This window comes from Pseudoalteromonas sp. SG45-3, assembly GCF_014164075.1.
Lineage (GTDB): Bacteria > Pseudomonadota > Gammaproteobacteria > Enterobacterales > Alteromonadaceae > Pseudoalteromonas > Pseudoalteromonas distincta.
Genome location: NZ_JACJEN010000001.1, coordinates 153,543 through 166,019, shown reverse-complemented (window position 1 = coordinate 166,019; position 12,477 = coordinate 153,543). Strand labels below are relative to the sequence as shown.

The following is a 12,477-nucleotide window of genomic DNA, read 5'->3' as shown; positions in this document are numbered from 1 at the left end:
TGGCTCCTTAATTTAAGTTACAGGCTTCAAGGCCTGATAAACGCATGCGTACTTCAAGCTCTGGCAGTTGGCGTGGTTTAACGCCTGCTAAACCTTTTGCAAAAGCACGAATATGCGCAGGCGTGGTGCCACAACATCCACCTACTATATTAATAAAGCCCGATTTACCCCAATCGATAATTTCGGCTGCCATTTCAGGCGCTTCTAAGTCGTATTCACCAAACTCATTAGGCAAGCCCGCATTAGGGTGTACCGATGTAAAGGTTTCGCACACGCGCGAAAGCTCTTCTACATATTGGCGCAGTAAATCAGGGCCAAGCGCGCAGTTTAAACCAATCGAAATAGGCTTAATATGGCGAATAGAGTTATAAAATGCTTCGGTTGTTTGCCCAGAAAGCGTACGGCCAGAAGCGTCGGTAATAGTGCCCGAGATCATAACTGGTAATGTGCGCCCTGCTTGCTCAAAGGCTTCTTCTACACCAAACGAGGCGGCTTTTGCATTAAGCGTGTCGAATATAGTTTCGATTAGTATTAAATCGGCGCCGCCTTCCATTAATGCAAGGGTAGACTCTACATACGCAGTAACTAGCTTATCAAAAGTAACGTTTCGGTAACCCGGATCGTTTACGTCTGGCGAAATTGAACACGTTTTAGATGTCGGCCCTAAAACACCGGCTACATAGCGCGGTTTTTCTGGCGTTTTAGCCGTAAATTCATCGCAAATTGCGCGTGCTAATTTAGCCGACTCTAGGTTTATTTCACGGCTTAGGTTTGCCATGTCGTAATCTTCCATCGAAATAGTGGTCGAGTTAAACGTGTTGGTTTCGATAATATCGGCGCCCGCTGATAAAAAACCACGATGAATATCAGTGATTAAGTCGGGCTTGGTTAGGCTTAATAAATCGTTATTACCTTTAATTAATACATGCCAGTCTTTAAAACGCTCTCCGCGATAGTCTTCTTCTTCTAGCTTATGATCTTGGATCATGGTGCCCATTGCGCCATCTAAAATTAAAATGCGTTCTTGTAATGCGGCACTTATTTCGGCTTGCTTATTATTTGTAGGCGCGTTATTCGGCATAGTTGTTAGTCCTCACGTCTTGGCTAACTAAATTAATATCATACGGTGTGGTTTGGTACACGTAGTAATTTAACCAGTTCGAAAAAAGTAAAAAAGCATGGCTTTGCCACGTTTTTGAAGGTTGTTTGGTTGCATCGTCATCCGGAAAGTAATTTTCGGGCTTTGGTGCATTAGGGCTTTTTTTACAATCGCGCTCGTATTCTGCTTTTAGCGAGTCGGCGTCGTACTCTGGGTGGCCGGTTATAAACACTTGGCTACCCGATTTATTTTTAAGTAAGTAAGCCCCTACTCGCTCAGAACCTGCCAGTACAACGAGTTCTTCACAGGCGTTTATTTTATTTATATCAATATGGCCGTAGCGTGAGTGAGGTACCAAAAAGGTATCGTCGAATCCGCGAGTCAGTGCACCGTGATCAAAATAACACTGGTGAGTAAATACGCCACACAGTTTATCGTCTTTTAAATCGCGTTTTAAATTGTAACGGTGATATAACGCTGCATGCGCTGCCCAACAAGAAAATAACGTAGAGGTAACGTGTTGCTCAGCCCAATCAATAATGACCTTTAGCTCATCCCAATACGCTACATCGTCGTATTCTAAATGGGCAAGTGGCGCACCGGTTACTATTAATGCATCGTAATTGTTGTCTTTAACCTCAGAAAAATAACGGTAGAAGGTATCAAGGTGCTCTTCTGAGTTGCTGCTACTGCGGTGAGTGTCGAGGCGCAGTAGTTCTACGTTTACTTGCAAAGGTGAGTTGGCAAGTAAGCGAATAAACTGAACTTCGGTTTCTACTTTATTAGGCATTAAGTTTAAAATAGCCAAACGCATTGGGCGTATTTCTTGCGTTTTTGCACGACTTTTTGGCATTACAAATACGTTTTCTTGACGTAAACGTGCAATTGCCGGCAACTCGTCTTTTACTGTAATTGGCATACTTTACTCCTGCTCATAAAAACCGAGGCTTAATTATGAACTGAAAGTAAAAAATATCAACCTCTAGATGTATAGATGTCCAAATGAAATTTATTCATGATTTTTTTAAGATTTACTAAAAGTTATAGATGAGAGGGAATGCATTTATATTGAAGTACTTTGTTTTAGTGAATTGAAATAGCGCTACTAAAATCAGTAGCGCTATTATAATTAAAAACGATAATTTACAGATAAATTAAGAGCGTAAATATCGCCTTCATTTGTATCAAAATATTGGTATTCAGCACTTACTTGCCAGCGTTGAGTTAGCCTAAAGTCAATGCCGGTTCCGTACGTTACGCCGCCTTCATCGTAGTTTTGCTCAGTTATTAGCGTAGAATTTGTATCTGTACCAGTTATTGATTCTGCAAGGTTTTTTAAGTCGCCTTCATTGTAACTTAATTTATTTCTACCATAGCCACCAAATAAAAACACATCAGCTCGAGATGAAATTGGATAATTAGCTTTTACAAATATACTTGTTTGCAAATCAAGGCTTGAATCGATTTCGCTCTTAATGAATTCTGAACTCAGCGAACCGTCCTGTGGGTTCTGAGTGTAAACAATTCCGTTTAGAGGCGTTGACTCATCATTTAACCCAAAACCTATACGCCCTTCTAATGCAAAGTAACGCGAAAACTGATATCCAAACCTGCCGTAAAGCGTTGTAAACTGTATGCTATCACTCTCGTATACATCAATTTGCGTAGACCCTATCCCTATTCCTTGGTAATAACCATTTACGTGGAGTATGTCTGCTTGGCTCGAAAATGAGTATAAACCTAAAAGTAATGCCCCTAACCTTGTAACTATTTTCATGTTCATTCCTTTAAACCTTTGTAATATTTAATAATGTGATGTTTAACAACAAACTAAGTGTGGCCTGCCTATATAACTTGCTTATACTTTACAGCTTGTAAATATACTGTACCACTTTTGTTAAAAATGAAATGTATTTGAACAATATAAAACAATAGATTACAGAATTTTACACAATAGAAATCCTGTAATAGTAGTGTTTTTAACGAGCAATCAAAACAAAGTACCGCTTAGGTAAGTGTATTGTTCTATACAGCATTCGTTGACTGTTTCACCCGTCAGCCACTACAATACAACATTGAAATTTTTATTATTATTTGAAGGCTTTCCTCCATGGTTTTACCTGATAAATTTATATTCTCGATGAGTCGAGTATCTAAGGTTGTGCCACCTAAGCGCACTATCTTAAAAGATATTTCGTTGCACTTTTTTCCTGGCGCTAAAATTGGTGTGCTTGGTTTAAACGGTTCTGGTAAATCTACGTTACTGCGTATTATGGCCGGTGTTGACCAAGATTTTGAAGGTGATGCACATCCTCAGCCTGGTACTAAAATTGGTTATTTACCGCAAGAACCTGTTTTAGACGAAAGTAAAACAGTACGTGAAACTGTTGAAGAAGCTGTTGGCGAAGTTAAACATGCACTTAAACGTCTTGACGAAGTGTATAACGAATACGCCATGGAAGACGCTGACTTTGACGCACTTGCAAAAGAGCAAGGCGAGCTTGAAGCTGTTATTCAGGCGCACGATGGTCATAACATCGACAACGTTTTAGAACGCGCAGCTGATGCACTTCGCCTGCCAGAGTGGGATGCTAAAATTGAGCACCTTTCAGGTGGTGAGCGTCGCCGTGTTGCTATATGTCGATTATTACTTGAAAAACCAGACATGCTTATTCTTGATGAGCCTACTAACCACTTGGATGCTGAGTCGGTTGCATGGTTAGAGCGCTTCTTGCACGATTACGAAGGCACTGTTGTGGCAGTAACGCATGACCGTTACTTCCTTGATAATGTAGCTGGTTGGATATTGGAGCTTGACCGTGGTGAAGGTATTCCATGGGAAGGTAACTACTCTTCTTGGCTTGAACAAAAAGATGCGCGCTTACAGCAAGAACAAAAATCTGAAAAAGCACGTCAAAAATCAATTGCGCAAGAACTTGAATGGGTTCGTTCAAACCCTAAAGGTCGTCAAGCTAAGTCAAAAGCACGTATGGCTCAGTTTACTGAAATGCAGCAGTCTGATTACCAAAAACGTAACGAAACTAACGAGATGTTTATTCCACCTGGCCCACGTTTAGGTGACCAAGTACTTGAAGTAACTAATCTTCGTAAGAGTTTTGGCGATCGCGTTTTAATTGATGACTTAAGCTTTAGCATGCCAAAAGGTGCCATTGTGGGCATTATTGGCGCGAATGGCGCAGGTAAATCAACGCTGTTTAAAATGATAAGCGGTGAGCAAACGCAAGACAGCGGTAACATCAGCGTTGGCGAAACAGTACACCTAGCTACTGTTGATCAGTTCCGCGACGGTATGGACGAAAGCAAAACTGTTTTCCAAGAAATATCAGACGGACAAGACGTACTGAAAATTGGTAACTTTGAGTTCCCAAGCCGAGCATATGTAAGTCGCTTTAACTTTAAAGGTAACGATCAGCAAAAGTTTGTTAAAGACCTATCAGGTGGTGAGCGTAACCGTTTACACCTTGCTAAGTTATTAAAAGCTGGCGGCAATGTGTTACTACTCGATGAGCCAACCAATGACTTGGACGTTGAAACACTACGTGCACTGGAGAACGCTATTTTAGAGTTCCCAGGTTGTGTAATGTGTATCTCGCATGACCGTTGGTTCCTTGACCGTATCGCTACACATATTTTAGATTACCGCGACGAAGGTCAAATTAACTTCTTTGATGGTAACTACACTGAATATGAAGAGTGGCTTAAAAAGACCCTAGGCGCTGAGGCAACTCAACCTAAACGTATTAAGTACAAAAAAATTGGCTAAAAATATTGGTTAATTTTATGTTTGTATAACTTAAGCCCTGCACTTTGCAGGGCTTTTTTATGTCACCAGCATTACAGGAGCACATCTTGCTAGCATGTAGAGAATTACCCGCTATGCTTAATTTATTATAAAAACAGTAAGGCTAAATTAGGTTATGCAAAATCGTCGACAGTTTTCTCGTGTGCTATTTTCAACTAACGCTCTGTTATGTTTTGATAGCCAACAGTATCCGTGTAAATTACTCGATCTATCGTTACATGGCGCGTTGGTTACTAATTGTGATGCATTTATTGGCAGCCACAATACGCAAGCAATACTGCGTTTTACATTACCTCAAAGCGATATAGAAATAAAAATGGAAGTAGTGATTTGCCATATTGAAGCCGATCATATTGGTTTAAAATGCCATCACATTGATATAGACAGTATTACTTATTTAAAGCGTTTAATAGAGCTAAACTTAGCCGATGATGAGCTACTGCATCGCGAATTAGCGTCACTTATTAATGACTCACAATAGACTCATTCTCTTAAGTTGATTACCATAGCGCAAACTTTATAAAGCTTGTAAATATGCGCTTAAATCCTCATTTGCCTTTGGTATACCATCCTAACTACTCGTTTAGCTTTGATCCTAAGCATCGCTTTGTAATGAGTAAATTTGCACATTTATATCAACATGTTGCAGAGCTTGGTTTAATCGGCAGTAACCTAGTTGAGCCAATATTAGGCACGCCAGAGCCGCTTGAGCTTGTGCATTGCGATAATTATATCCAAGATTTATGGCACAACCGCTTAGATGAAAAAGCCATGCGTCGCATTGGTCTACCTTGGTCAAAAGAGCTTATGGCACGTACATTTACAGCCCCTCAAGGAACGCTACAGACAGCCCGCTTAGCACTTAAACACGGTATAGCGTGTCATCTTGCTGGTGGTACACATCACGCACATAATGACTTTGGTTCAGGTTTTTGTATGGTTAACGATTTGGCCTTTACCACGCAAACTTTAATTAAATCGGGTGAGGTAACTAACGTACTTATTTTTGATTTAGACGTGCACCAAGGTGATGGCACAGCTGCAATGTTACAGCATCAACCCTATGCGTATACTTGCTCTATCCATTGTGAAAAAAACTTCCCCTTTAGAAAGTCCGCTAGCGATTTAGACATTGGCCTGGCAAATAATATGAAGGACGACGAATACCTTGCCATAGTTAACGAAACACTATGTTATTTACTTAAAGAGCTAAACCCAAGCTTAGTACTTTACGATGCTGGCGTTGATATTTGGCAAGGTGATGGCTTGGGTAAGTTAGATATTAGCTGGGATGGCATAGCTAAACGTGACCATTTAGTGCTAAAACGCTGCCTTGAACACAATACACCTGTAGCTACTGTGATAGGTGGAGGTTACGATAGAGATCACCTACGCCTCGCTAAACGCCACGCTATTGTTGTTGAACAAGCTGCTGGCTTTTAGTTTGAAATGAAAATGTTAAATTATCGTTCTTGTTTAATATGTAAAATAAAAAAGAGCATATTATGAAACAGCTATTTATTACCATCACGCTAATTTTATTAAGCTTTACAGCTTACGCACAAGATACAAGCTCAGAAGCAACATATCCTAAATTGCCAACATTAAATTTACAAATGGCTGATGGGTCGCCACTCAATACTCAAGATTTATTAGGTCAACCTTACGTATTACACTTTTGGGCAACATGGTGTCCGTACTGTAAAAAGCTGCAGCCAGCACTTCAAAAAATTGATGATATGGGATTAAAAGTTATTGCCGTGAGCTTTGAAGAAGATGACGATGCTACTCCCGCTAAAGCACTTAGCGAAAGAGGTTATACTTTTAAAACAGCTGTAAAAGCCGATGCAATAGCACAGCAATTAGGTATACGAGGCACACCTACTACATTATTTGTAAATAAAGAAGGCAATGTAATTTGGCTGACTAATACGTCAAACCCAGAAGATCCAAATCTTCATTTAAATGCACGAACATTGTTGCACTCCATAGACATGGCAACTGAGTAACTTATTGCGCTTTTAACTGATTAGGTGTTAAGCCTGTCCAGCGTTTAAAGGCGCGCCGAAAGTTAGGTATATCGTAAAAAGCTAAATGTTCAGCGACTTGTTCGTTATGTTTGGCGCACAGAGTAAGTAGGTAAATAGCTTTGTGCTTATTTTGCTCATCTATTAACGCTGAAAAGCGTACCCCATTGAGTTTGAGTCTGCGCTTAAATGTAGCTGAGCTCATAGCAAAGTGCTTTGCGGTGCACTCTAAATTAGCACTTGGGTGAGAGTATAAGTATCTGCAGACGGCTTCAATAAAAGTCATGCTAACTACGCTTTTATTATGTAGCTGCGACTGCGCTTGCATAAATCGTAATTGACTCGCATGCGGGTTTTTAGCCCTTAACATGGTTTTATTTAATACCCAGCGAGTACATGGCTTATCAAAACTTACCTTTAGCCCTAAATTTTGCTCATATTCTTGAATATGCCGAGGGCGTTTAAAAGCAAAGTCGAACTGACAATGCGGGTAACTTTCGCTCACTCGTTTAAGTAAACTATAAAATGCAGTGCTGTATATCTCTAGCACATAGTGGTAAAGGCTTTCATCAAACCCATGTGCTGGCTGAATATAAATATAAACATTATCGTTTTTAATATACGTTTGGCTAAACAGCAAAGGCGCTAATTGCATTCTTAAAAGTGATAATTGCTTTAATACTTGAGCTAAATTATCGCTATATTTTAATGCCTGAGCTTCGGCTCGAGTGTCGTTAATAAGTTGGCTACCGAGTAAAAAACCACTGTCAGTACTTTTCATCAACAACTTAAATTGAGCTAATAAACGCACCTGCTGAGACACACTAAATGTATGCTGAAAATTAAGTAAGTCTTGTTCAAAAATACCGGTACCGCGTAGCAGCTTATGTAAATTTATGTTTCGGCTTTGAGCAAGCTCTACAGCTGACGTAATAAGCCCTTGAGCGCTTAAATATTTGTCGTCTTGGCTAACAAACATGTGCACGGTGCGCTACTTTTAGTTGATGCTTTTTTTGTTGTAATTGACTATGCAGTTGGCTTGTTAGTTTACCTGTACTGCTATGCGTATTACCTTGTATTAAGGCGGTAGTGACATATTGAAACTTTGCTTTTTTAGATGCTTCAACTTTAAATGCACAATGCTTTAGAGCTCCTTTAATTTGTGCCATCAACTCTTTAGCTTGCTGCTCTGTGGTGGCTGGCATCAATACCATAAAGCAATCTCCTGCGTAGCGGCACACTACATCACTTAGTCGGCAATTCATTAACAATAGCTCGCTAATTTCACGCAGTAACCGGTCGCCCTCACTAAAGCCAAACTCACTATTAAAATGCGAAAAATCACGAATATCAATAGCCCCAAGCCAGAGTGGTTGTTTGCTCGTAAGTTGCTCTTTAATTGCAGAATCTAGGTACTGCGCCTTATAAAGACCTGTAACTGAGCACACCTTATCGTGCTCACGTAAATGCGCTTCACGGCGGCGTAGCTGACGATTTAATACGTACTGCTCTTGATGCCAATAATACAAACCCACACTCGTTAACAACATACCTAAAGGTGCTGGCAGAGATTCAATCCAACTGAGCCATTGATGGGCGGGATGCATTAGCCATTCATCAAGTAAATCGAGGGTTGCCGAGAACATAAATAACCCAACACCTATCACTAAGTAAGTGGTTACTTTACCCGGTGGTCTTGAAATTAATAACGCGGCAATCCATACGAGAGTCATTAATACAATACCGCCCTCCCCCATAATATCGAGCCACTGAATACTGGCGTAAGTTTTTAATACACCTAAATAACTACTTAAAAACACAGCGCTAAAAAACATCGCAATAATAGCGTTTATTAATAATCGGTGGCTGATAAAGGGGTTAAATCGCATGTGCGGTATCTCGTTTATAAATGAGTTTTAAAGTTAGTTCATACAAGTTTTTGTTAGCAGGGTCATATTAGCTCAGCTATATGACAACTAAATGATACCTACTTTAAAAACAGCCCTGCACGGTACATAACACCTGACTTTACGAGGAGTGATAAAAGCTCAATACGCTCTAGATATTGCTCAAACACCTCTAAATACATGTATTTAAACTAAACACTGTCACATTTACGTAATCAAATATCTTTAGCTTGCTCGCCATATCAAGAAACAACCCAGCAATAACCAAGAGCAAATACAATGAAAGACTTTAAAATAAAAGCACTGGTAGCCGCATTAGCCTTATGTAATTTAACGGCTTATGCAGAAGATGATGCAAAAGAAACCACAAAAAAAGATATCGAAGTTTCTGACAAAATTGTTGTATACGGTGAAATTGGCTACAGAAACCGCTCAGACGAACTCGCACCAACCTTAGAATATTCACAAGAGTACTTTCAACGTTTTGAACCATTGACCGCAGGCGATGCATTAAAACGAGTACCCAGTGTTACATTTTTATCGGATGTGCTTGAATCGGATGGTGCACGTATGCGGGGGTTAAGCCCTGCTTATACAAAGGTGCTTATAAACGGTGAAGAAGTACCTGGCGCTGGTGCCGACCGTTCATTTTTTGTTGACCGAATTCCGGCTGAGTTAATTGAACGCGTTGAAATTATTCGCTCATCAAGTGCTAACCGCTCAGCCGATGCTATTGCGGGCACATTAAATATTGTATTGCGCGATGGTTACAGTTTAGATGGCGGTTACTTGCGTGCTGGTGGCTTGCTTTATGACGATGGTGAATTTAAAGAAAGCTTGGCTGCTGTGTACGGTACTGAATTTGCTGGTGGGCGCTTATTACTTGGTGCAAATTTACAAGGCAGATATAACCCAAAACAAAAAACTAGTTTGCGCTACGGCGATAGCCCTGAAAACAATATAAATTTTCAAACAGAAGAGTTTGATAACCGCGAAGACCAATCAGACACTCGCGATGGCGACGACACATCACTTAACTCCAGCTACGAAATTGTTTTTGACGACGATAGTCAGTTTAATATTAGCGCTATGTGGGTTGATACAGAGCGTACTGAGGATGAACGTTCATTTGAATACAACGACCCAACTGCAACCAATAACGATATTGTAAATGGCGGTAACTTAGAAACAGATAATGCCAATGTTAAATATATTGACCAAACTAATTACAACATCAATACCGCTTATGAATTTCCACTACTAAGCGGCACTAGTAAGTTTAAATTTGGCTTTGCTCGGTTTGAAGAGTCTGTTTATGAGCAAGAAGTAGAACTAGATACGTCTGAGCTGCCTATGGTATTTGAAGAAGAGCAAACTAAAAGTGAAATAGATGATAAAGAATGGACTCTACAGTGGCAACACAGCCAACCTTGGGGTGACAGCAAAGAAATTCAGCTTGGTGCATTTTTACAAAATAAAAAACGCGACAGTGAAATTTTAGAATCGCAAAACGAATTAGAACTTGCACTTACCAGTTGGGATCAATACGCAGCATCACCTTTAACGCTTGCTGCATTTAATAGCGAGTACGAAGCGGTTACTGGTGGTGTAAATACTTTAGAAGAAGATCGCTTTGACTTATTTGCCCTTGTTAAGCACAAAGATGATTTATTTGCTTGGGAGCTGGGCGTTCGCTGGGAGTCTACCGATTCTAAAATTAATGATAAAACAATTGGCGTGACCGAAAATAATAGTTACGACTTTATCCTCCCCTCGGCACACTTTCGTTATAACGTTAGCGAAAATGGGCGTATAAGTGCATCGATTGCGCGTAGTTTACGCCGCCCTGAGTTTGATTTTTTAACGCCGGCACTTATCGAAAAAGAGCTTGGCGATAACGACCAACTAGGGAACCCTGAATTAAAACCAGAATCAGCTTGGGGTATGGACTTAGGCTACGAGTATCGCTTAGGAAAAAGTGGCGTTGTAGGTATTAATTTATTTTATCGCAAAGTAAATGACCTAATAGAAATAGCAAATACAGGACAAGAAGGCTCTGAGGGCGAAGGTACATTTGTACTGCAACCACGCAACACCAGCGATGGTAATGTTAAAGGAGTTGAGCTTGATTTATCTACTCCACTTGGCGCATTTAGCATGCCTAATACGGGTGTATTTTTAAACTACTCATGGCTTGATAGTGAAGTAACCGATTTTTTTGGAACTCGCAAATTTAACGACCAATCAGACTACGTTTATAACATTGGGTTTATTCAAGACTTACCCGAACTCAAAGCTGCATTTGGCGTAACTTACCGTAAGCAAGGTGATGCCTATGGACGTATTGTAGGTGAAGAAATAACTACATCTTACAGTGCCGACTTTGAAGTGTTTTTAGAAAAACGTTGGGAAGATGTAACGCTACGCTTGGTGGGTTCAAACCTACTTGATGCAAGTAAAGACGAAACCTTTAATAAATTTGATACCGTTGAAGATCAGTTTAGTAGAAGCTTTGATGAGTACGAAATTGAATCTGAAGAAGCGGGACCGGTTTATCAACTTATGCTGCGTTACGCGTTTTAAATAAGTTTATAAGGTAGTGCTAATCACTTTATTTAGCGCTACCAAACATGAGAGAACTATAATGATAAAAAAAACATTACTGCTAATAACACTTGGCTTATGCAGTATACAAAGCGTATTGGCAAACGTAACGTACACCGATGTATTATACGAGCAACAAAAAATTGCCAACTTGACGGTGCTGCCTAAGAGCTTAAATTTTACGGTTATTGGTGATTGGGGACATAACGGGCACTTTTATCAAAAAGACGTAGCACACCAGTTAGAAATAGCGATGTTTCAAACGGATGGTGATTTTACTATTTCAACTGGCGATAACTTTTATCCCAATGGCGTGGCAAGTGTTAACGACCCGCTTTGGCAAAGTGCCTATGAAGATATTTACCATGGTCCACATACATTCGAGCCTTGGTATGTAGTACTGGGTAATCATGATTATTTAGGTAATGCGCAAGCACAACTTGATTACAGTAAAAAAAGTCAGCGCTGGAATTTACCTGCACGCTATTACAGCAAAACCTTTACTTTAAAAGGTGGCGAGCAGATATTAATGGTGTTTTTAGACACTAATACTTTAAATCCTGAATACAAAACACGCGAAAAATACAAAGCAACTCAAGGGCAAAACAGCCAAGCGCAATTAACATGGTTAGATAGCCAACTCTCAAATAGCCAAGCACGATGGAAAATAGTGGTTGGTCATCACCCACTTTATAGCAGTGGAAAACGTTACGGACTTACTGAAGGTTTACGTAATTTACTCGAGCCCATATTTGAGCAAAATGGTGTGCAAGCATACATAGCAGGACACGAACATGACCTGCAACATAACCAAATAGATGGCAGTAAACTCGACCACTTTGTATCTGGTGGTGGTAGCGAAGCGCGTTACGTAAAACAACGTGAATTTACGCGTTTTGCAGAAGCTACTCCAGGATTTTTGAGCTTTTCGATTAACAATGAAGCACTAAAAGCAACGGCTATTAACTATAAAGGCGAAGTGCGTTACAGCACACAAAAGCGCTTTGACCAATAAAG

Annotated in this window: 11 protein-coding genes; 6 read left to right on the top strand and 5 right to left on the bottom strand. The window is 40.1% G+C overall.

What is annotated here, in order from left to right; all coding sequences use genetic code 11:
* Nucleotides 1-7: 7 nt before the first annotated feature.
* The 3 genes from H5126_RS00740 to H5126_RS00730 all read right to left on the bottom strand — a co-directional run bounded on the left by H5126_RS00740 (nt 8) and on the right by H5126_RS00730 (nt 2,876).
* Nucleotides 8-1,081 carry a homocysteine S-methyltransferase family protein gene (locus tag H5126_RS00740; protein WP_182720691.1) on the bottom strand — a complete coding sequence of 358 codons (1,074 nt, stop codon included), beginning with the start codon at nt 1,079-1,081 and terminating at the stop codon, nt 8-10.
* Nucleotides 1,071-2,018, bottom strand: a complete 948-nt coding sequence (gene metA / locus H5126_RS00735) for a homoserine O-succinyltransferase (protein WP_002958117.1) — start codon at nt 2,016-2,018, stop codon at nt 1,071-1,073. The genes H5126_RS00740 and metA overlap by 11 nt, the downstream gene beginning before the upstream one ends.
* 210 nt (nt 2,019-2,228) lie before the next feature.
* A complete protein-coding gene (locus tag H5126_RS00730; protein WP_024596549.1) occupies nt 2,229-2,876 on the bottom strand; it encodes a porin family protein in 648 nt (215 codons plus the stop codon).
* Between the two features lie 333 nt (nt 2,877-3,209).
* On the opposite strand from H5126_RS00730, the gene ettA reads away from it, so the two are divergent.
* The 4 genes from ettA to H5126_RS00710 all read left to right on the top strand — a co-directional run bounded on the left by ettA (nt 3,210) and on the right by H5126_RS00710 (nt 6,931).
* Nucleotides 3,210-4,883, top strand: a complete 1,674-nt coding sequence (gene ettA / locus H5126_RS00725) for an energy-dependent translational throttle protein EttA (protein WP_024596550.1) — start codon at nt 3,210-3,212, stop codon at nt 4,881-4,883.
* A gap of 154 nt (nt 4,884-5,037) precedes the next feature.
* Nucleotides 5,038-5,403, top strand: coding sequence for a PilZ domain-containing protein (locus H5126_RS00720; protein ID WP_002958114.1), 366 nt, complete (start codon nt 5,038-5,040; stop codon nt 5,401-5,403).
* Nucleotides 5,404-5,456: 53 nt separating this feature from the next.
* Complete coding sequence (locus H5126_RS00715) at nt 5,457-6,365, top strand: histone deacetylase (RefSeq protein ID WP_182694163.1); 909 nt, start codon at nt 5,457-5,459, stop codon at nt 6,363-6,365.
* Nucleotides 6,366-6,427: 62 nt separating this feature from the next.
* Nucleotides 6,428-6,931: a TlpA disulfide reductase family protein gene (locus H5126_RS00710; protein ID WP_024596552.1), complete on the top strand. Its 504-nt coding sequence runs from the start codon at nt 6,428-6,430 to the stop codon at nt 6,929-6,931.
* Nucleotide 6,932: 1 nt separating this feature from the next.
* Here the strand turns inward: H5126_RS00710 and H5126_RS00705 are convergent, their stop codons facing one another.
* Complete coding sequence (locus H5126_RS00705) at nt 6,933-7,934, bottom strand: AraC family transcriptional regulator (protein ID WP_024596553.1); 1,002 nt, start codon at nt 7,932-7,934, stop codon at nt 6,933-6,935.
* Entirely contained in the window at nt 7,918-8,838 is a 921-nt protein-coding gene (locus tag H5126_RS00700; RefSeq protein ID WP_024596554.1) for a GGDEF domain-containing protein, read from the bottom strand. The genes H5126_RS00705 and H5126_RS00700 overlap by 17 nt, the downstream gene beginning before the upstream one ends.
* Before the next feature lie 297 nt (nt 8,839-9,135).
* Between H5126_RS00700 and H5126_RS00695 the strand changes: the two genes are divergently transcribed.
* A complete protein-coding gene (locus H5126_RS00695; RefSeq protein ID WP_182720692.1) occupies nt 9,136-11,439 on the top strand; it encodes a TonB-dependent siderophore receptor in 2,304 nt (767 codons plus the stop codon).
* A 61-nt stretch (nt 11,440-11,500) separates the two neighbouring features.
* Nucleotides 11,501-12,475: a metallophosphoesterase gene (locus H5126_RS00690; RefSeq protein WP_165723817.1), complete on the top strand. Its 975-nt coding sequence runs from the start codon at nt 11,501-11,503 to the stop codon at nt 12,473-12,475.
* Nucleotides 12,476-12,477 lie beyond the last annotated feature (2 nt).

Excerpts from the sequence above, each read along its gene's own strand:
- H5126_RS00720 (WP_002958114.1), top strand. The coding sequence starts at position 5,038 with ATGCAAAATCGTCGACAGTTTTCTCGTGTGCTATTTTCAACTAACGCT.
- H5126_RS00700 (WP_024596554.1), bottom strand. The coding sequence starts at position 8,838 with ATGCGATTTAACCCCTTTATCAGCCACCGATTATTAATAAACGCTATT.
- H5126_RS00690 (WP_165723817.1), top strand. The coding sequence starts at position 11,501 with ATGATAAAAAAAACATTACTGCTAATAACACTTGGCTTATGCAGTATA.
- H5126_RS00730 (WP_024596549.1), bottom strand. The coding sequence starts at position 2,876 with ATGAAAATAGTTACAAGGTTAGGGGCATTACTTTTAGGTTTATACTCA.
- H5126_RS00710 (WP_024596552.1), top strand. The coding sequence starts at position 6,428 with ATGAAACAGCTATTTATTACCATCACGCTAATTTTATTAAGCTTTACA.
- H5126_RS00740 (WP_182720691.1), bottom strand. The coding sequence starts at position 1,081 with ATGCCGAATAACGCGCCTACAAATAATAAGCAAGCCGAAATAAGTGCC.
- H5126_RS00715 (WP_182694163.1), top strand. The coding sequence starts at position 5,457 with ATGCGCTTAAATCCTCATTTGCCTTTGGTATACCATCCTAACTACTCG.
- H5126_RS00695 (WP_182720692.1), top strand. The coding sequence starts at position 9,136 with ATGAAAGACTTTAAAATAAAAGCACTGGTAGCCGCATTAGCCTTATGT.
- ettA (WP_024596550.1), top strand. The coding sequence starts at position 3,210 with ATGGTTTTACCTGATAAATTTATATTCTCGATGAGTCGAGTATCTAAG.
- metA (WP_002958117.1), bottom strand. The coding sequence starts at position 2,018 with ATGCCAATTACAGTAAAAGACGAGTTGCCGGCAATTGCACGTTTACGT.